The 19,374-nt window shown below is 65.0% G+C and carries 14 protein-coding genes; 6 read left to right on the top strand and 8 right to left on the bottom strand.

All coding sequences use genetic code 11. From position 1 onward, the window contains the following. Positions 1-43 precede the first annotated feature (43 nt). The 5 genes from JYP50_RS03265 to JYP50_RS03245 all read right to left on the bottom strand — a co-directional run bounded on the left by JYP50_RS03265 (position 44) and on the right by JYP50_RS03245 (position 5,159). Positions 44-1,171: an NAD(P)H-dependent flavin oxidoreductase gene (locus JYP50_RS03265; RefSeq protein ID WP_206559038.1), complete on the bottom strand. Its 1,128-nt coding sequence runs from the start codon at positions 1,169-1,171 to the stop codon at positions 44-46. Between the two features lie 154 nt (positions 1,172-1,325). Continuing rightward, positions 1,326-2,747 (bottom strand): NAD(P)/FAD-dependent oxidoreductase, encoded by a 1,422-nt coding sequence (locus JYP50_RS03260; protein WP_206559037.1) that lies wholly within the window; start codon positions 2,745-2,747, stop codon positions 1,326-1,328. After that, a complete protein-coding gene (locus JYP50_RS03255) occupies positions 2,734-3,048 on the bottom strand; it encodes a (2Fe-2S)-binding protein (protein ID WP_206559036.1) in 315 nt (104 codons plus the stop codon). The genes JYP50_RS03260 and JYP50_RS03255 overlap by 14 nt, the downstream gene beginning before the upstream one ends. A gap of 3 nt (positions 3,049-3,051) precedes the next feature. After that, positions 3,052-4,236, bottom strand: a complete 1,185-nt coding sequence (locus JYP50_RS03250; RefSeq protein ID WP_206559035.1) for an NAD(P)/FAD-dependent oxidoreductase — start codon at positions 4,234-4,236, stop codon at positions 3,052-3,054. Then, complete coding sequence (locus tag JYP50_RS03245) at positions 4,236-5,159, bottom strand: dihydrodipicolinate synthase family protein (protein WP_206559034.1); 924 nt, start codon at positions 5,157-5,159, stop codon at positions 4,236-4,238. The genes JYP50_RS03250 and JYP50_RS03245 overlap by 1 nt, the downstream gene beginning before the upstream one ends. Positions 5,160-5,483: 324 nt before the next feature. Between JYP50_RS03245 and JYP50_RS03240 the strand changes: the two genes are divergently transcribed. From JYP50_RS03240 to JYP50_RS03215, 6 genes are all read left to right on the top strand, one after another. Beyond that, on the top strand, positions 5,484-6,398 hold the full coding sequence (locus JYP50_RS03240) for a LysR family transcriptional regulator (protein ID WP_206559033.1): 915 nt from the start codon (positions 5,484-5,486) through the stop codon (positions 6,396-6,398). A gap of 468 nt (positions 6,399-6,866) precedes the next feature. Beyond that, on the top strand, positions 6,867-9,128 hold the full coding sequence (locus JYP50_RS03235) for a TonB-dependent receptor (RefSeq protein WP_241262775.1): 2,262 nt from the start codon (positions 6,867-6,869) through the stop codon (positions 9,126-9,128). Between the two features lie 89 nt (positions 9,129-9,217). After that, on the top strand, positions 9,218-10,984 hold the full coding sequence (locus tag JYP50_RS03230) for a DUF885 family protein (RefSeq protein ID WP_206559032.1): 1,767 nt from the start codon (positions 9,218-9,220) through the stop codon (positions 10,982-10,984). Between the two features lie 17 nt (positions 10,985-11,001). Continuing rightward, complete coding sequence (locus JYP50_RS03225) at positions 11,002-12,813, top strand: DUF885 family protein (RefSeq protein WP_206559031.1); 1,812 nt, start codon at positions 11,002-11,004, stop codon at positions 12,811-12,813. A gap of 20 nt (positions 12,814-12,833) precedes the next feature. Further along, complete coding sequence (locus JYP50_RS03220) at positions 12,834-14,117, top strand: amidohydrolase family protein (protein ID WP_206559030.1); 1,284 nt, start codon at positions 12,834-12,836, stop codon at positions 14,115-14,117. Positions 14,118-14,177: 60 nt separating this feature from the next. Continuing rightward, on the top strand, positions 14,178-14,888 hold the full coding sequence (locus JYP50_RS03215; protein ID WP_206559029.1) for a hypothetical protein: 711 nt from the start codon (positions 14,178-14,180) through the stop codon (positions 14,886-14,888). A 143-nt stretch (positions 14,889-15,031) separates the two neighbouring features. Here JYP50_RS03215 and JYP50_RS03210 read toward each other — a convergent pair whose 3' ends face one another. The 3 genes from JYP50_RS03210 to JYP50_RS03200 all read right to left on the bottom strand — a co-directional run bounded on the left by JYP50_RS03210 (position 15,032) and on the right by JYP50_RS03200 (position 19,366). Beyond that, positions 15,032-16,585, bottom strand: coding sequence for a carboxylesterase/lipase family protein (locus JYP50_RS03210; RefSeq protein ID WP_206559028.1), 1,554 nt, complete (start codon positions 16,583-16,585; stop codon positions 15,032-15,034). 163 nt (positions 16,586-16,748) lie between these two features. Then, entirely contained in the window at positions 16,749-17,156 is a 408-nt protein-coding gene (locus JYP50_RS03205) for a RidA family protein (protein WP_206559027.1), read from the bottom strand. 20 nt (positions 17,157-17,176) lie between these two features. Then, positions 17,177-19,366, bottom strand: coding sequence for a S9 family peptidase (locus JYP50_RS03200; protein WP_206559026.1), 2,190 nt, complete (start codon positions 19,364-19,366; stop codon positions 17,177-17,179). Positions 19,367-19,374: the final 8 nt, after the last annotated feature.

The raw sequence follows: 19,374 nt of genomic DNA, 5'->3' as shown, positions 1-19,374 counted from the left end.
CACCCAACGGGGTGCCGTTTTTGTTGGCCGCGGTGGCGCCGGCTCAGCCTTCGGGCAGCATGCCCCCGGCCATGCCCACCGCGTCGACGTACTCCTCCAGCAGCCGCTGCATCACCTGGCGGCAGGATTCCACCTGGTTGATCTGGCCGATGACCTGGCCGCAGGGGTTAAAGGCCACTTTTTGGCACTCGCCCTTGTCGGCGTAGACCGCGGTGCGGCGAATGCCGTCGGAGGTGACCAGGCCCTGCAGGGGCATGCCCAGGGGCTCGGGAGTATCGGGGCGCTCCCAGGCCTCGGTCCAGTCGTTCTTCAGCATGCGGCAGGACTTGCCGGTCCAGGAGCGGGAGCGCACCGTGTCTTCGCTGGTGGCGTTGAGCAGGGACTGCTTCTGCGCCGGTTGGGTGTGGGCCTCCTCCACCGTGAGCCACAGTGACCCGGTCCATACCCCGGCGGCGCCCAGGGACAGGGCCGCGGCGATCTGGCGGCCGTTGCCGATCCCGCCGGCCGCCAGCATCGGCAGATCGCCGATGGCGTCGACGATCTGCGGCCACAGCACCACCGAGCCCACGTCGCCGGTGTGGCCGCCGCCCTCGCCGCCCTGGGCGACCACGAAATCCAGCCCCGCCTCCTTGTGCGCCACGGCTTGTTTCACCTTGCCGCAGAGGGCGCCGATCAGGCGGCCGGAGTCCTGTACCTGCTTGATCTTGTCCGCCGGGGGAGTGCCCAGGGCGTTGGCGATCAGCCGGCATTTGGGCCGGGTGAGGGCCTCTTCCAGTAGCGGCGTGGCGGTGGCCTCGGTCCAGCCCATCAAGCCCATGCTCGTGCTGCCGTCGGGCCACTCGGGCACCCCGTGGTCCGCCAGCAGCTTCTGGGCGAAGTCGATGTGCGCCTGGGGCACCATCTCCCACAGTTTTTTCTCCAGTTCCCCGGCGCTCATGTCGCCCATGCCCTCGTACTTCTGGGGGATCACGATGTCCACGCCGTAGGGCTTGTCGCCGATGTGTTCGTCGATCCAGTCGAGCTCTTCCTGCAACTGCTCGGGCGAGAAGCCCACGGCGCCCAGCACGCCGATGCCGCCGGCCTTGCTCACCGCCACCACCACGTCGCGGCAGTGGGTGAAGGCGAAGATGGGGTAATCGATACCGAGTTTTGCACACAGGGGGTTGGTCATGGCCTGTCTCCGCGAACCATTGTCTGGAGTGGCAGTATTGGTCGCGGGACGCCGGGCGGCAATGTCGGCACAGTGCCAGTGAAAATGGCGCAATCCTTCACCGCCGCGGGACCGCGCCAGACGGCCGACACAAACCGAAATAGGTATCCGTCCCCTATTGTTCTTCTGGTGTCGGGGTTGTCGCCAGTGCTCCTATCGACACGGGTTTGACGGGGAAGCGGGCCTGAAAGCCGTCGTCGCCGGTCGCCAGGTCGGGCCGCTGGCTATGCAGCAGGGTGCGCAGCTGGTATTGGCAGTAGCGACCCTGGCACATGCCCATGCCACAGCGGGACTGCAGTTTCAGGGCGTTGAGGTCCGCGGTGAAGGGGTTTTCGTCGAGCAGTGCGCGCACCGTGCCCACGGTCACTTCCTCGCACTTGCACAGGGTGCTCTCGCGGGTCATCAGCGCCCGCAGCAGTGCCGCGCCGGGGTGGGACATGGCACTGAGCACGTCGGCAAAACGGTACAGCGGGCGCAGCGCCCGTCGCGCGGGGCGGGCCCGCTCGGCCGCGACCCCCGGCGCCAGCACGCCCGCATCCATCGCCGCGGCGAGGCCGGCGATTTCCCCCTCCCGCTGGGACACGTCGGCGCCGCCGATACCGGTCAGCTCGCCCGCCACGTAAACGCCCGGTAGCGAGCCGCGCATCCACTCGTCGGTTCGCGCCAGCCAGCCGCCTGCGCTGTCGGACCAGTGGCACTCGAGGCCGGCCTGGCTGGCCAGTTGGCTGTTGCTGAGGAAGCCGAAGCCGATGCCCAGACGGTCACAGGCGATAGTGTCGCGAGCCTCCAGCGTGCCGCTGTCGGCGATTTCGACCCGCTGCAAGCGGCCTTCGCCGTGGGCGCTGCTGGCCACCCGGCCGAACTGGATAGCTACGCCGCGTCGCATCAGGCGGGCACAGGCCCGGGTGAAATACAGCAGCTTTGCCGGGTAGCGCAGCAGGACGGGGCTTTGGCGCAGCAGCCGCCAGAACAGCGACCGGGGTTGCGAGAACAGCACCGCCGCGACTTCGCCCCCGGCCTGCAGGATCTGGTCGGCAACGATCAATTGCAGGGGGTGGCTGCCGCTGAATACAAAGCGCTCGCCGGGCACGATCTGCTGGCTTTTGACAAAGGCCTGTATGCCGCCGGTCGCCATCACTCCCGGCAAGGTGCTGCCGGGAAAAGTGACGGGCATGTCGTGACAGCCGGTGGCGAGCAGCAGGCGCTCCGCCCGCAATTCGTCGACGCCGCCCGGGGTGTTCAGGCTCAGCGTGATGCCGTCCCCCGTCAACTCGCTACCCAACACCGTGGTGGCGTGTTGCCAGCGAACTCCGTCGAGCCCCGCGCACTGTTGCAACAGGGATTGCTGGGGGCGGTAAATACGATCCGCCAGCCAGCGATCGACCCGGAAGCTCGCGGGGGGCTGGCGCAGAATCTGGCCACCGGCGCGGGGTTGCTCGTCGATCACGGTGACCGCGAGTCCGTGTGCGGTGGCGACGCGCGCCGCCGCCATTCCGGCCGGCCCGGCGCCGACGATCGCCAGGTCAGTGCGCGCCATCGCCCACCTCGATACGCGGCAGCGTTTCCCCGGTGGTGACCTCCATGCCGTCCTCCGCGGGGCTCATGCAGGCCAGCACCCAGCCGCGCCCGGCGACGTGAACCCGGCACTCGAAGCAGGTGCCCATATTGCAAAAGGGCGCCCGGGGAGCACCCCCGCGGGTGCGATAAAACGCGCTGCGGTCCCGCAGCAACAATAGTGTCGCCAGGGATTCTCCCGCCCAGGCGGCCACGCGTTCACCGTCGACCGTCAAGGTGATTTGCGGTCCCCGCTGGACGCCCTGTTCGATTCTGCTGGCCATGGTTCAACCCATAAACATGTTCATGTGCGCGAAACGGTCGGGGGAGTAGGGGGCCAGCGAGTGGGAGGGCTCGCCCCGGGTGATCAGCTCCGACAGCAGTCGCGCGTAGGTGGGGCCGTAGGTAAAGCCGGAACCGCCGGCGGCGACGAAATAGCCCGGGGCCCGGGATACCGCGCCGATCAATGGTAGCTGGTCCGGGGTGATGCCGGTAATGCCGGTCCAGCTGCGCAGTATTTTCAAGGGCTCGATGCCGGGAGCTACCGCCAGGGCGGTGCGCAAGTTGTTGCGCAGGGCGGTCATGTCGATCGCCGCGCGCCCCGCGCCCCACTGGCCGAGCTGCTGCGGCAGCCGGGCGGACCAGCCGCCGCCGATCAGCACGTTGCCGTCATCGACCTGCTTCATGGACAGCCGGCGACCCACGTGCTGGATCAGGTGGTGGATAAAGGGGGCGGCCCGCTCGGTGGCGTTCATCAGCAGGCCGATCGGGAAAACCGGCAGGTGCAGGTTGGCCATGCGGCCGATATCCATGGTCCAGGCGCCGGCCGCATTGACCAGCACGCTGGCCCGCCATTCGCGGCGGGTTCCGCGGCTGTCCTCGCCGCGCACCTGCCACTGCCCGCCCTGGCGGCGCGTTTCGCCAACGGTGCAGTGGGTCACAATCTCGGCGCCCAGCCGGGCGGCCTTGCGCGCGTAGGCGGGGGTGAGCAGGCGGGGGTTGCAGTGACCCTCGTGCGGGCAGTACAGGGCGCCGCGAACCTGCGGGCTGAGGTAGGGCGCGCGGGCGCGGGTCTCGTCCGCGTCCAGCAGCTCCACTTCCAGGCCCTGTCCGCGTTCGATGCCGGCCTTGCGTTCGAGCAGGGCGATTTCATCGTCGGTCTCGGCGAGCATCAGCCCGCCGTGCATCGCCAGTTCGAGTTCGCTCCCCAGCTCGCTTTCGATATTGCGCCAGTGGTCGATGGCGACACGGGTCAGCGCCACGTAGTGCTGCAGCTCCTCGCCCAGCGCATCGGCGTGGTGGATCAGGCGGTGTTCGAGCTGGAAGTGGAGCGAGCCGGCGTTCTGCCCGGAGGCGCCGCGGTTGATCTCGCCGCGCTCCAGCAATACCACCGACAGACCCGCCTCGGCCAGGTAGCAGGCCGTGGCGCAGCCCGCCAGGCCGCCACCGATAACCAGGGCGTCGCAATGCATCAACCGCGGCGCAGCCCCAGTTTGTCCAGGGTGGCGCCGACCTTGGCCACGCCGGCCTCGTCGAGCGGCTGGATGGGGCGCCGGGGATGGCCGCCGGGCAGTCCCTGCTGGTTCAGCGCCTCCTTGAAAATTGCCTGCGCGGAACCGAAGCGACCGGTGAGGTCGGCGGTAAACCAGTCGCGCATGATCGTGGAATCCCTGCGCCCCAGCTCCCGGGCGCGCTCGATGTCGCCGGCCCAGATCGCGTTGAAGAAGTCCGGCTGGTCGCGGCCGAGCACGGCGCCCGCGCCCATGGTGCCATCGGCGTCGTGATGCTGTGCCAGGGTGATACCCAGGTCGTTCATCGGAATGCCGAAGATGCGGACTTTGTCCTTCAAGGTGAAGAACACCTCCATGAAGTGCCGCAGGTTGGGTGTTGAATTCTTGATGGCAACCACTTTATCCAGGTCCGCGAGCCGGGTCAGCAGGGGCAGCGACAGGTCGATATGCGTGCCCGGCGGCCAGTTGTAGACACAAATGGGCAGGGCGCTGTGGTCGCTGACTTCCTTGTAGAAGTGATAGATCTCCGCTTCCGTGGGCATTATATAGGGCGGCGCGGTGAGCAGCACCCCGTCCATCCCGCTGTCCCGCGCGACCTCGATATGCTGCAGCACTTCGCTGGCGGTATAGGCGTTGCAGCCGGCGATCAGGGTCAGTTTGCCCGACAGCTGCTCGCCGGCGAGCCGCATCAGGGTGTATTTCTCCTCGGTGCTCATGCTGAACCACTCGCCCTGGGTGCCCATGATGATGAAGCCCTGGGCGCCATTGTCATAGACCCAGCGGTGCAGTTGCCGGGTGCCCTCGGTGTCGAAGTCACCGTCGGCGGTAAAGGGAGTGGTGAGCGCGGGGATATAGCCGCGCCAGTCAACCGAGTTTCGATCCATAGGGGTCTCCAGCCCAGGGGATTGCTGAATTGCGCCGGGCCGCTCGCGGCCGACCGGGTGTTGGCGGCCGGGCATGCCGGGGGCCCGTAAACAGGGGCGCAGTGTCATCGACAGCCGTGGCGGATGATTGCGGCTGTCTGTTATCGGGCACATTAATCGATAGTAGATTTCATTCAATAACAATAGACTGTGCTTTTTGTTGCGTGTGAGGCAAACTACTGGCGATAGTGGTGGGTGCAATGCTTTGCGGTCGCGGGCGTGTCACGGTTTGTGACGGCGATCGGCAATGCACCCGCTGGCACCTGACTTTGGAGACCTTCGCCCATGCCCAGTGACGTGCGACTGCGTTACCTGTTCGAATCCGCCCAGCTCGGCACCATGCGCGCGGCCAGCGAAAAACTCGACGTGGCGACCTCCTCCGTCAGCCGGCAGATTTCGGAACTGGAGCAGGAGCTGGGGCTGGCGCTGATCGAGAAGGGGCGCCGCCGCATCCGCCTCACCGAGGCCGGCGAGGCGGCCTGCCAGTACTACCGCGAAAAGATGGCGCAGGAAGAGGTGTTCCTGTCGCGGATCAAGGAGATGAAAAGCATTCGCACCGGCAGGATTTCGCTGGCGGTCGGCGAGGCCTTTGTCACCCAGCCGTTCAGTGATCTGCTGGACGCGTTCATGCAGCGCTACCCGGGCATGGAGGTGCAGGTGCAGGTGGCCAACACCACCCGCGTGGTGGAGCGGGTGCGCGAGGACGAGGCCCACATGGGGTTGATATTCGATATCCCGCGCGAGCCCAAGGTGCGCGCGCGCCTGGTCATCCCGCAGCCGCTGAAGGTGATCGTCAACAGCAGCCACGCTCTCAGCGAGCGCCGGTTGATCAATCTGCGCGATATCGAATCCGAAAGCTTGGGGCTGGCGGACGAAGGTTATCGCATCCGCCAGCTGATCCACGCGGCGGAGCAGGAGGACGGGGTATTCCTCGAGGCCTCGTTGCAGACCAACTCCCTGACCCTGCTGATGGATTACGTCAAATCGGGCCGCGGTATCTCGGTGCTGCCCGAGCTGGTGGTGCGGGAGGAGTTGCGTGCCGGTACGCTGCGCGCGCTGGACACTGACAACGCGACGCTGAACTCCACCAAAACCAGCCTGGTGACACGGGTGGGGCGGCAGCTGCCGGTCGGCGCCTACCGCCTGCTGGTCAGTCTCGAGAGCTTTCTCAAGTCCACCGACGGGGTGATTGAGGTGTAGGCCGGCCGATTCGTTTAACCCCCAGCCGGCCATCGCTGTCGGCGCGCAAACCCCGCCGCGCGTTGTGCCCGGCGGTCCGCCCCCAATACTTCCCGTTTTCGATCGCTCGCGTCGCCGGCGCGCCGGGCGGCTATCGGTGCGCCAGTAGTGAGAAATCATGTGTTTGCGTTGAAAGCAATAAACAGTAGCTTTTGCTGTTATTGAAACAATGGTTGCAATCTAGTCGAATGAGCCTGTCACCCCTGCAGTCCGGCGATTGGCGAGTCGGGCCACTGCGGAAAAGCCTGAATCACGCGGGAGTGTTTCAGTATGAGGATTTTCCTGTCCAGGGCTGTACCGGCGCCGCCTGCGCCCGGTGGCGCGCGGACTGGTCGGGAACCCCGGAGAGAATAATCGCCAAACGGTGCAGGCGCTTGCGCCGCCCGGCACGCATTCCACATACAACATAGATTAAACGGGAGTAGCATCTTGGACATCAATCATAAGCCGGTCGCACTGCGCCGGAGCGTTGCCGCAATTCGCACGATACTCGCCGCCAACGTCGCCCTGGCGGCGGGTGTTACGGCCCCTTCGGCCATGGCGCAGATCGAAGAGGTCGTGGTTACCGCCCAGCAGCGCGAGCAGAACCTGCAGGACGTGCCGATCTCGATCTCGGCCTTCACCAGCGATGCCGTCGACAAGAACATGTTCCGGGACGTCACCGACTATGTGATGAAGACGCCTAACGCCAGCTTCACCTCGGCGGGCGCGCGCTCGCGCCGCGACATCAGCATTCGCGGGGTGACCAACTTTGTCGGCCAGAACAACGCCATCCGCACTTCGACGTTCGGCTTCTACGTCGATGGCTTCAGTGTTTCCAGCGCCAGCATCAACCCGCCGATGATGGACATCGAGCGCATTGAGGTACTGCGCGGTCCGCAGGCGACCTACTTCGGGCGCAACGCGCTGGGCGGTGGTATCAGCGTGACCTCGAAAAAGCCGACCAACGAGTTCGAAGGTTCGATCATGGCGGACTATTCGCGCTTTGATACCGTGGACCTCGAGGGCGTGCTGAATATCCCCATTATCGAGAACGTACTGGCGGCGCGGGTGAACCTCAAGCACGCCGAGTCCGACGGCAACATCGAGAACATCAACCCGCGCGGCGGCGGCAATGACTCGAAATACAAGTACGCCAAGGCCTCGGTACTGTATACACCCAACGACGCCCTGACCGTCAACGTGTTCGGCAGCTACGCCGACGAGAATGTCGGCATGCGCGAAGGCGTGCCCTCCGGCGTGTTCTCCACCTTTGCCGGCGGTACGCTGTTTGCCGATTTTCCGGATCTTGATGGCGACGGTCTCGCTGATCCCGATCCCGATGGCGTGGGTTTCTACCCGGACAACCAGAGCAAGGTCAACTTCAACGCGCCCCAGGATGTGGGCACCGAGTTCAAGTACCTGGTGGGCCGGCTCGACTACGCCTTCGACACCATGACCTTCACCAGCATCACCGGCTGGATGGAGTCCGATTTCTTCCTGATGGGGGATATCGATGGCGGCAGCGTGGACTACCTGCGCGAGTACCGCACCGTGCCCCGCGAGAGCATCAGCCAGGAATTCCGCCTGCAGAGCGATGACAGCTCCGACCTCTCCTGGAACGTGGGCCTGCTCTACGCCAAGGACGAGGGCACCATGGACAACAAAACCTATGTCGGCGACGCCGGCCTGCCGAACTTCGGCCTGCCCGGCGGTTTCCTCATCGACAGCGAGGACTCGGAGCACGAGTCCGAGAACTGGGCGGCCTTCGGCCAGCTGGACTACATGGTCACCGATCGCCTGACACTGTCCGCCGGCGGTCGCTATAGCGAAGAAACCAAAACCTCGACGATTCTTGGTTTCTCCGGCGCGCTGGTCACCGAGGTCAGCTACGAAGACACTTTCCGCGACTTTTCCCCGAAGGTGGCGGCGAACTATGTCATGAGCGACGAGATCTCCCTCTACGCCACGATCTCCAAGGGCTTTAAGTCCGGCGGCGTGCAGGACGCGCCCTTCGAGTCTGCGCAGTCCTTTGACCCGGAGGTCCTGTGGAACTATGAAGTGGGCATGAAGGCGGAGCTGCTCGACCGCCGCCTGCGCCTGAACACCGCCCTGTTCTATATGGACTGGGAAGACATGCAGGCCTCCTTCCAGCAGGCCGGCACCGACGACGAGGGCAACTTCATTCTCTTCGGCGGCATCGACAACGCCGAGAAGGCCACCTCCCAGGGCGCGGAGATCAGCGGTACGGCCATGCTTGGCGAGGACTTCGTGGTCAACTTCGGCGTCGGTTACCTGGACGCCAAGTTCGACACCTTCACCGCCTATATCGACGGCCAGAACCGGGTGCTGGATGATCGCACCATTCCCAACGCGCCCAAGTGGACCGCGTCGGCGGACGCCGAGTACGGCTTCCAGGTGGGCGCCGACCTGCGCGGCTTTGTGCGCGCGGAGTGGAACTACCGCGACGAGGTGCGCCCGTCCACCACCGCGCTGATCAACTCCGGCTTCCCCTGGGAAGTGCCGAGCTACGATGTGGTGAACCTCCGCGCGGGTGTGGAAAACGACACCTACTCGGTGGTCGCCTACATCGAGAATGCGCTGGATGAGGAGTACTACACCAACGCGTACCAGAAGGCGTTTATGAGCGGCCTGTTTATCGAGCCCTCGTACCAGACCTACGGTGTGCGTGTGAAGTACAACTTCAACTAATCAGGGTCCACGCTTTCGCGGGGGTGTGCGTTCGGCGGCGCCCCCGCGCTTTCTTTTTTCCAGGCCCGACCATACAGGTGGTTCCCCGGATGATGATGTTCGCACGCAACCTGCCGTGTTTTCGCCCGCTGCTGTCGGGCATCCTCGCCGCTGGGCTGTATCTGCCGGCCGCGAACGCAGCCTCCGTGGATGAGCTGACCGGGCGCTATCTTACCCAGTGGAGCGCTTTTTATCCCACCCGCGCCTTCGCCGAGGGCAGCCGGGACGCGGCCGCGCGGTTCGAGAACTACTCCGTCGAGCATCTCGCACAGTGGCGTGAGCTAAACCGCGGGATACGGGATGAGCTCGAGGCCCTGCCAGTGCCGCGGAATGCCGATGCGCGCGTGGATTTGCAGGTGCTCGCCCGCCAGGTCGAGCGCGAACTGGCGCTGTGGCGGGACGACCGTCCGCTGCAAAACCGGCCCGCCTGGTATGCCGACCAGGTTACCCAGGCCCTGACCTACCTGCTGGTGAGCGAGGGTCTCAGCGATGCGCAAAAGCGCGAAGCGGTGCTGGCCCGGCTGGACGGTATTCGCCGGCTCTGCGAGCAGGGGCGCCGGGAACTGGTCTCCGGCAACCGCCTGCGCGGTGAATCCGCGATCCGTTCGCTGGATGCCTCCGCCGTGTTTTTCCGCGAAGCACTGCCGGCGTTGTTGCCCCCGGGGGATGACGCGACCAGCCGGCAAGCGCTGTCCGACGCCGCGCGAGACACCGCCGAGGCGGTGCTGGCCCTGCGGCGCCATATTGAACACAAGGTATTGCCCGAGGCGGTGGACTCGCCCGCGATGGGCGAAGCCCGCTATACGCAGCTGCTGCACCGGCGTAGCGATGGCCGCCTTTCCCCGCGCACCCTGGCGGACAACGCACTGGCCGAGATCGAGCTGGTGCGCGGATTGATGGTCGCCACCGCGCGGGATTGGTGGCGCCAGGATCGCGGCGCATCCGCGCCCGTGCCGGCCGACGAGGCGCTGCTGGCCCGGGCCCTGTCGGCCATGGAGGACGACCGCAGCGACAATCCCGATGCCTTCCTGCGGCAGTTCAGTGAACTGACCGCGGCGGCGGAGCGGTTCGTACGCCGGCGGCAACTGGCCACCGTGCCGGAGCCCACCACGCTGTATATCGCCAGCTCGCCGGACCACTTTGCGGGCGCCGCGGTGGGCGGGGTGTACCCGGCAGGCCCGTTTGCACCGCAGTCCAATACCCTGTTTTACCTGCCATCCATTCCCGGCGATGCCAGTCCCGGGGTCGCGGAGGGTTTCTACCGCTCCTTCAACGAGCACTTCAATACCATGATCATCTCCCACGAGATGTTCCCCGGCCACTACATGCAGTACAAGGTGGCCGTGACCCATGCGCCGGCCATTCGCTCGATTTTTGCCGATGGCGCCTATGTCGAGGGCTGGGGCAGTTTCAGCGAGGAGCTGATGCTGGAGGCCGGATGGGGCGACAACGCGCCGCTAACCTGGCTGGCGCACTATCGCAAGCGCCTGGAAAACGCCACGCGCAGCTACCTCAGCGTGATGGTCCATACCCGGGGCTGGGACGCGGAGCGGGTATCGAGCTTTGCCGTCGAGCGCGGGCTGCTGGCCCCGCAGTTTGCCGTCAACCTCTGGCAACGGGTGGTGAATTCACCGATGCAGCTGACCGATTACTTTGTCGGCTATCACCAGTTCAAACAACTCTGGCGCGAGCAGCGGGCGCTGCGGGGCGAGGATTTCGACCAGCGGCGCCTGGTGGATGCCATCCTGCGCGCGGGCCCGGTGCCGGTGCCCGACCTGCCGCCGCTGCTCGGCGCCAATTTGATCGACCAACAATGAACAAGGAGTCCTCCGGCGTGGCATTCAACTGTGCACTGGTTTCCCGTATTGGCCTGAGCTGCCTGCTGCTGGCGCCGTCGCTGCCGGCGCTTGCCGGCGAGGCGGAAGAACTCGACGCCATGCTCGACGCGGTCTATGAGCGCCGCGTTGAACACGACCCGACACTGGCGACCAAGTTGGGGCGGCGCGGCGGCCTCGACGCCTGGCCCGATATATCGGCCCGGGCGCGCGCCGAGGAACTGGAGCGGGTGCGCGCCGACCTGGATCGCTTGCGCGAGGAGATCGACTTTGCCCGCCTCGACGCCGATGCGCAGTTGAACTACAAGGCTTTCGAGGCCGACCTCCAGCTGCGCATCGACCGCGGCCGCTGGCGCTACCACCTCAACCCGATCAACCAGATTGTCGGCCTGCACCTGGAGATTACCGGTGTGCTGATCAACTACCACCGCATCGACGATGTGGCCGCCGCCGAGGCCTATATTGCTCGTCTCGAAAGTGTGGGCGAGCCAATTGACCAGCTGATTGCCACCCTGAAAACCCGCGAAGACAAGGGTTTTCACCTGCCGGCGGCCCTGTTTCCGCGACTGATCCAGGCCGCGCAATCCATTGCCGCGGACACCGGCGACGACAATGTCATCCTCAGCGACTTTCGCCGCAAGGTCGCTGGGCTTGAGCTCCCTGCCGCGCGGGAACAGGCGCTGTTCAGCCGCGCCCGCGCCGCCTTCGAGGCGCACTTCGCGCCGGCCTACGCGCGCCTGGTGGCGGAGCTGCAGGCGGAGCAAGAGCGGGCGCCGGGCAGCTCCGGTGTCTGGAGCATGCCCGAGGGCGATGCGTTCTACCAGTTCCTGCTCAGCCAGTACACCACGACCGATATCACCGCCGACGAGGTGCATGCACTGGGGCTGGCCGAGGTGGCCAGGCTGCACGCGGAGATGGACGCCATTCGCGAACAGGTGGGATTCGAGGGCGACCTGAAGGCTTTTTTCCAACACCTGAAAACCGACCCGCAGTTCTATTTTGACAATAGCGATGAGGGGCGCGCGGCCTACCTGGCGCTGGCGCAGAGCATTGTCGATGGTGCCGTGGCGCGCGTTGACCAGGTGCTGCCCGGCGGTCTTCCGGCGCCCCTGCAGGTCAGGCGCATCGAGGCCTACCGGGAAAAGTCGGCGCCGGTTGGCTTCTATGAGTCGGGCAGCCCCGAGACCGGCAAGCCGGGCACGGTTTACCTGGGCATGTACGATATGGCCGGCGCCGCCCGTTACGACCTGCCGGCGCTGCTCTACCACGAAGGCGTGCCGGGCCACCACCTGCAGTCGGCGATCATGCAGACCGAGCCGTCCATTCCCGCTATTCGCCAGTACTATACATGGTGGCAAAATACCGCCTATACCGAGGGCTGGGCCCTGTACGCCGAGACCCTGGCCGACGAACTGGGCCTGTACACCGACCCCTACGCCCAGTTTGGACGCCTGGCGGGCGAGCTCTGGCGCGCCTGCCGCCTGGTGGTGGACAGCGGCCTGCACGCCAAGCGCTGGTCCCGCGAAGAGGCTATCGCCTATCTCAACGAGAATACCGCGAGCTCGGTGGAGAACAACGAGCGGGCGGTAGACCGCTATCTGGCCGTGCCGGGGCAGGCAACCGCGTTCAAAATCGGCATGGGCAAATTGATCGAGCTGCGCGAGCATGCCGCCGCCGAGCTCGGCGAGCGCTTCGACAGCCGGCAGTTCCACGAGCTGGTGTTGCGCAGCGGCCCGCTGCCCCTGTACCTGCTCGAGGAGCGCGTGGACCATTGGATAGCCTCCCGCGCCCCCGGTAAACACGAATCCTGATCGATCCAGTGAGGAAGAACATGTCAAAACACCTACCCAAAGCCTGGTTGCTGGTGCTGGCGCAGCTCTTTGCGAGCGCGCTGGCCCTGGCCGAGACCCGCGCCATCGTCGGCGCCAATGTGGTGGATATCGACGGCGGCAAGCCGCTGAGCGACGCCGTGGTGCTGATTGACGACGAGCGCATCAGCGCCATCGGCAAACGCGGAGAGGTCGATATTCCGGCGGATGCCGAGATCGTCAACGCCGAGGGGCTGTGGCTGATCCCGGGCATGATGAATATGCATGTGCACCTCGGGCTTATCCTGCCCGGCAAGATGCAGGCGGCGCTGGCCAACGAGTCGCCGGAGGCGCTGTCCCTGAGGATGATGGTCAATGCGCGCGGCGCGCTGGACGCCGGGGTGACGACCATCCGCCTGCCGGGCGAGCACGCCCACGGCGACATGGCGGTCAAGGCCGCGATCGAGCGCGGTGACTATGTCGGCCCGCGCATTTTCAGCGCCGGGGAATACCTGGCGATTACCGGCGGCCACGGATCCGAAGCGGGCAAAACCTTTGCCGACGGTCCCTACGAACTGATCAAGAAGGCGCGGCAGGAAATCAGCCGGGGCGCTTCCTGGGTGAAAATCCTGATTTCCGGCGGTATTGCCACTGACGGTGGCGGCATCGCCCAGCCGCTGATGACTCCCGAGGAGATCAACGCGGTCGTCGACGCCGCCCACCGCTTTGGCGCCAGGGTGGCGGCCCACTCGGGCTCTACGCTGGCGACCGACGTCGCGGTGGACGCCGGCGTGGACAGCATCGAACACGGCTACTTCCTCGATCGCAAGATCCTGCGCAAGATGAAAAAGCAGGGCACCTGGCTGGTGCCGACTATCGTGGTCAGCCAGCCGGCCACCGAACCCTTCTTCACGCGTATTGGATCTCCCCACTGGTACCTGGAGCGCCGCAACTCCACTGGCAAGGAGCACTGGAAGATGCTGCAGACGGCGATCGAGGAAGGCGTGAATATCGCCCTGGGCACGGACCAGCTGCCCCAGGAGCCCAACGACGGCACCAACGCTACCGCCCGCGAGGCCCAGTACTACGTCGAGGCGGGCATGACACCCTTGCAGGCCCTGCGCGCGGCGACCATTGAACCGGCGCGGATGCTCGGCGCCGAGGCGGATATCGGCTCCCTGGAAGTGGGCAAATACGCGGATATCGTCGCGGTGTCCAGCGACCCGACGCGCGATATCAAGGCCCTGCGGGATATTCGCCTGGTGATGAAAGGCGGCGACGTCTTCCTCAACAATGCGAGCAAATAGCGGATTTCCACTCATCAACGAGGATTTTTCCCACCCATGAACAAGACGATGAACAAAGCGATGAAACTAACCAGGAAGGCCCTGTTGAGCGGCGTTGCGGCCATTGGCCTGGCGTTCCTGCCGGCAGCGTCACAGGCGGACAAGGCCGTCGGGCCGGTTGAAGGCCTGTGGAATTACACCGGCCTGACCAGCTCCAGCGGCGTGGACATGCCGCTGACCGGTATTTTTCTCCTGGCGGACGGCAAGTTCCTGCAGCAAGCGGTATTCCACGATGGCGGCCCGGCCCCGAAGCAGGCCATGGCGCACACGGGCACTTATACGGCGACCGACAAGGGTATTGAGCTGCAAGCGGGGCAAACCCTGAGTCTGGCGCCGGCTGGCGGGCAGGCGCTGGCGGACGCCGGCGCGACCACGCACGCTCTCGATGTTACCCGCGAGGGTGACGCGATGACGCTGGTATTTGGCAGCGGTACCGTGCAGACCCTGGAAAAAATCGGGGACGCCGACGAGGCGGACATCTATCCGCTGGAAAACGGCATGCTCGCCTTCACCGGCGGGTACTTCATCCTGGTCGACGGCAATGCCGAGCGCGCCGTGACGGGCTACGGTACCTATCGGCAGGAAGGTGGCCAGCTGCTCCTCGAGGTTATCCGCTGGGCGGAAAGCGCCGAGGGCCTGGCGCAAAATCTGCGCGATGTCACACTCACGGCGCGCTTTGACGGGCAGCGCCTGGTGCTGGCCGACGGCCGCATTTTCGAGGTACAGCGCTAGCCGTACCTTTTTGTGGCCTGGCGTGTGCGCGCAACCTTGGCGGGGAGCCGTGCGCCAGGCGGCAACGTTTCGGGTCGGTCACCCCTGTGGCCGGCCCGTTTTTTTTGCCAACCAAAGAAGAAGAGATAGCCTCGCTGTGGTTGTTATAGTGGAAAATCGAACGCTGTTGCGGACCAGAGGCGGCGCTGGTCTGCATCGGGGTCGTTGACGATCCGGGCATCCGCATCATAGATCATCGTCGCGCGCTCGGTGCCATAGGTGGGCCAATCGTCACGTAGCGTCCCCGTTTTGATAAACCGGACCCAATCGGCATGCATGAGATCGGACAGTCGCTGTGCCGCCGCCCCCTCGGGCCCCAATTCCGCTGAGCGGGGATCATCCAGTTTCGACCAAAGCAGTGGCAGTTCGGACCCGTGAACCGCATATCCTGCATTGGGTGCCTCGGTCCGCGGCATATCCAGGCGATAGACATGCACTTTGTGCTGGGCCGCTGTCAGCATATCGGCGGCGCGGATCGTTGGCACCCAGTACTCTTCGGCGGTCAGGGCGGCATATCGGCGGTCGGTTGGTGTGGCATTGGGCAGGGTCGTGTCGTATTTGGTGTAGATCGCATTGAAGCGCTCGATCGCCATGTTGGCGATGTCGCCCTGTGCCACCGTACCACTGCCATCGGTGTTGGGGCCAAAGAAGGCGTTTTCGTCCCGCGTCGTACCCATCAGCACCGGTACGTCAGCGCTTTTCCCGTCGCGCATGGTGTAAAGCGGAACATCGGTCAGATGTACGCCATCAATAATCGCCCGGAACGGGTATTTCCGGTCCCAGCGCGCACTAAAGCGGTTCTGTGCCTCCAGTAACGCTTCGGGGGACGCGGTCAAAAGGTTCAGCCCGTCAGCGGCAGCTTCAAAATCATCGGCCATCTTGCAGGCGCGCTCGGTGTTCATGGCGGTTTCGGCGCCGCCGCTTTCACAGATCGCGGCTCGGAACAGCCCTTTGGCAGCGGGGAGTGCCAGAAGAGAACAAACGTTCTTTCCACCCGCGCTTTGGCCGCCGATGGTCAGCGCTTGCGGATCGCCGCCAAATTCCGTGATGTTCGCGCGCACCCATTGCAGCGCCTGCACGATGTCCAGAAGGCCGTTGTTGCCGCTGCCGGCGTATTCGTTACCAAGGATGGAGCTGACATCAAGAAAGCCGAATACGCCTACCCGATAACTGATACTGACACAAACGATGCCGTGGCGGGCGAGACGGTTGCCGTCGAACACCGGCATTCGGCTGGCACCCGCGACATTGCCGCCGCCGTGAATCCAGACATAGACGGGATGCGGCCCCGCCTCTTTGGGCGCCCAGATATTCAGGTGCAGGCAATCCTCGGACAGCGGCATCGGGCCGTCCATGTAAAGTCCGGGCCTGGGTTGCTTCTGAATCGGCGCCGGCGCGAAATTGGACGCCCTCAGTGGCCCACGGCGCGGAGGCGGTTCCTGCGGCCCACGAAAACGCAGTTTTCCCACGGGTGGGGCGGCAAAAGGGATGCCGTAGAAGGCGAAGCTGTCCGAAAGTTCGACTCCGATCACCGGGCCTTGGGCCGTGAGCCGCTGCAGTGGGGATTGTGCGGTAGCGCGAAATCCGGTGACGGAGATCAATGCCGTGGCTGCACCCAATTGCAACAGGCGGCGTCGGTTCACCTGTAGTGTGGCCATCATACTCCTTCGTCGCGGCGGTAGTTCTACTGTCGTTCAGAAGCCCAGGTAAAGCGGCTTTGTCGCAAACTCTCTATCCATTAATTGATGTCGGCGTCACTGGAATACGGCCGGTGTCGTATTGGAATACAGAGCTTGCGACAGAAGCAGATAGGAGGCGGGCTTATTCGTTTATTTCGGCCGTGGCCTCGATTTCAATCAGGAACTCCGGCATCGCCAGGGACTGCACGCCGATCCAGGTGTTGGCCGCCGGCGTGGTGTCGCCGTAGAACTCCGCCAGGGCCATGCCCACGGGTTCCAGGTATTCGGGCTTGTGGTTGACCACGTAGGTGCGCAGCCGCACGATGTCGTCGATACTCGCGCCAGCGTCCGCCAGCACGGTTTTGAGGTTGGACAGCGCCTGCCGCGCCTGCGCCGCGATATCGTCGCCGCCCACGATATTGTAGTCCTTGTCCCAGGCCACCTGGCCGGAGCAATGGACAGTGGTGGCGCGGCTGGATTTCACGGCGTGGGAAAAGCCGAACTGGGTGCTGCCGTACAGGGTCTCGGGGTTGATGGTTGCTTTACTCATGGGGCAAGGTCTCGTGCGGGTTAAAGGTTGTCGTTGAAGTAGCGCGTCATGGTGCTGAACACGTGCCGCCTGGCATCGGTAATGGTGTGCCGGCTGTTGGGGTAGACCACCATATCGAACTGCTTGTTCGCTTTGATCAGCGCGTCGGCGAACTGCAATGTAAAGGCAAACTTGACGTTTTCGTCGCCGGTGCCGTGCATCAACAGCAACTTGCCCTGCAGGCGGTCGGCGACATTCATCAGGTTGACGGCGGCGTAGCCTTCGGGGTTTTCCTCCGGCGTGCCCATCCAGCGCTCGACGCCCACCGCCTGGTAGCGGGTGAGGTCGATGACCGGCGCCACGCTCACCGCGGCCTTGAAGTGCGGGGCGCCCTTGGTCATCAGCGCCGCGGCGAGGTAGCCGCCGCCGCTCCAGCCCCAGAAGCCGATGCGCTCTTTGTCGACCCAGGGCAGGGTCTTGAGGTATTCCACCCCCTGCAGTTCGTCGAGTACGGCGTATTTGCCGTAGTGGCCGTAGGTCAGGTTCTTGGCGGCCTTGCCGCGCCCGGTGGTGGTGCGGTTGTCCATGGCGAAGATGACGTAGCCCTGCTGCGCCATGTAGCGGTGCCACAGGTCCTGGTTGGGGCCGCGCTGGGTGCCCCAGCGGTTGACCACGATCTGCGAGCCGGCGTTGCCGTAGGCGTAGCCAATCACCGGGTACTTTTTGGCCGGGTCGAAATCCACCGGTTTGATGAAGTAGCCGTTCAGCGTAACGCCATCGCCGGTCTCGAACTGGATGAATTCGGTTTGCGGCAGGATGTAGTCGCGCATGCCGGCGATGCGGTTGTCGGCCAGTGTCTCGCTAGCGCCGTCGGCGAGGTTTCTGACCCGGACCACGCGGGGACGGTTGGCCGTGGAGTGGGTGGCGACGGCGTGGCCGCCGTCCGGCGACAGTTGCCACTCGTGCCAGCCCGGTTGCTCGGTGACCCGGGTGACCTCGCCGCCGCCCAGGGGTACGCGGTACACGTGCTGGTCGATCAGCGAGTCTTTCTTGGCGTAGAAGTAGACCGCCCGCTCGCTGGCGGCGACGCCGACAATGGCATCGACGGACCAGTCGCCCCCGGTCAAGGGGCTGAGCCTGCCACCGCTGTAGCGGTAGATATGGCGATAACCGCTGCGTTCCGATGTCCACAGGAAATCACCCCGGGTTCCGGCCAGGGCGGTAAAATCATCGGTAATGTCGATCCAGGCCGGGTCGCTGTCGGTGATCGGGACCTCGCGGCCGCCGTTCACGAGATCGAAGCGCAGCAGGCGCAACTGTTTGTGGTCGCGGGTGAGGTGCTGCACGAACAGGAAGCGGCCGCCGCGGCCCCAGTCTACCCGGGGCAGGTAGTCGTCGGTGTCGTGCCCGGTATCCAGCCAGCGGGTGCTGCGTTGCTCGATGTCATAAACGCCGACCCGGTTATTCGCGTGGCGCTCGCCGGTGTTGGGATAGTGGAAACGCCGGACCTCGCTGTAGTCGCCCAGCTCATCGATCAGGGGAAAGGTTGGTACGTCGCTGGCATCGAGTTGCCAGAAGGCGATCTGGGTCCCGTCCGGGGACCAGTGCCAGGCCTTGCGCTGGCCGAATTCGCTACTGCCGTAGTCGAAGATGCCGTTGAAGATGTGTTCGCCGCCATCGCTGGTTACCGCCACAGTGGACACGCCATCGACCTGGGCAACATACAGGTTGTTGTCCCACACGTAGGCCACGCGCCGGCCGTCGGGGGAGAGTTCCGCGTAGCGCACGGTGTTGCCGTCTGCCAGGGCGCGCAGTGTCCCGCTATCGCGCGTGTAGATGTAGTAGGTCCCCTCGCGGACGCCGTCCCAGGTAACGCGAGCGTTGGTTTCGATCAGGGCAAAGGCGAGGTCGGGACTCCAGCTGGCGTCGGTGGCGGTCAGCACTCTGTCGCCGTCTAGCAGCTTGTCGGGCGCCAGCAACAGGGTGGCTTGGTCGCCGTTGGCCGGGCGTGACAGCAGCGCGCCGGACTCAGTATCGATATAGGTCATCGCCGCCCCGTCCCTACGCCAGTGCAGGCTTTTCGGTAGCGGATTGGCGAAGGCGTCGCTGTCAAAAATGGTGTCCAGTGTCAGCGGGCGCTCCGCTGCCGGAGCCAATGCCGGGGCCAGCAGGGCGAGGGCGGCCGCCGCCAGCAGGGGGCCCCGCGAGGGCTTCAGGTGTTTGTCGCGCATCGTTCGTC

Origin of the sequence: Parahaliea mediterranea, from assembly GCF_017255185.1 — a bacterium.
In the GTDB taxonomy this organism is placed as follows: domain Bacteria; phylum Pseudomonadota; class Gammaproteobacteria; order Pseudomonadales; family Halieaceae; genus JAFKCZ01.
This window is presented reverse-complemented; position numbering and strand designations above follow the sequence as displayed.

Bases quoted from the DNA above. Each gene is read 5' to 3' on its own strand.
- JYP50_RS03260 (WP_206559037.1), bottom strand. From the start codon at position 2,747: ATGGCGCGCACTGACCTGGCGATCGTCGGCGCCGGGCCGGCCGGAATG.
- JYP50_RS03240 (WP_206559033.1), top strand. From the start codon at position 5,484: ATGCCCAGTGACGTGCGACTGCGTTACCTGTTCGAATCCGCCCAGCTC.
- JYP50_RS03200 (WP_206559026.1), bottom strand. From the start codon at position 19,366: ATGCGCGACAAACACCTGAAGCCCTCGCGGGGCCCCCTGCTGGCGGCG.
- JYP50_RS03215 (WP_206559029.1), top strand. From the start codon at position 14,178: ATGAAACTAACCAGGAAGGCCCTGTTGAGCGGCGTTGCGGCCATTGGC.
- JYP50_RS03230 (WP_206559032.1), top strand. From the start codon at position 9,218: ATGATGATGTTCGCACGCAACCTGCCGTGTTTTCGCCCGCTGCTGTCG.
- JYP50_RS03210 (WP_206559028.1), bottom strand. From the start codon at position 16,585: ATGGCCACACTACAGGTGAACCGACGCCGCCTGTTGCAATTGGGTGCA.
- JYP50_RS03220 (WP_206559030.1), top strand. From the start codon at position 12,834: ATGTCAAAACACCTACCCAAAGCCTGGTTGCTGGTGCTGGCGCAGCTC.
- JYP50_RS03265 (WP_206559038.1), bottom strand. From the start codon at position 1,171: ATGACCAACCCCCTGTGTGCAAAACTCGGTATCGATTACCCCATCTTC.
- JYP50_RS03245 (WP_206559034.1), bottom strand. From the start codon at position 5,159: ATGGATCGAAACTCGGTTGACTGGCGCGGCTATATCCCCGCGCTCACC.
- JYP50_RS03255 (WP_206559036.1), bottom strand. From the start codon at position 3,048: ATGGCCAGCAGAATCGAACAGGGCGTCCAGCGGGGACCGCAAATCACC.
- JYP50_RS03250 (WP_206559035.1), bottom strand. From the start codon at position 4,236: ATGCATTGCGACGCCCTGGTTATCGGTGGCGGCCTGGCGGGCTGCGCC.
- JYP50_RS03205 (WP_206559027.1), bottom strand. From the start codon at position 17,156: ATGAGTAAAGCAACCATCAACCCCGAGACCCTGTACGGCAGCACCCAG.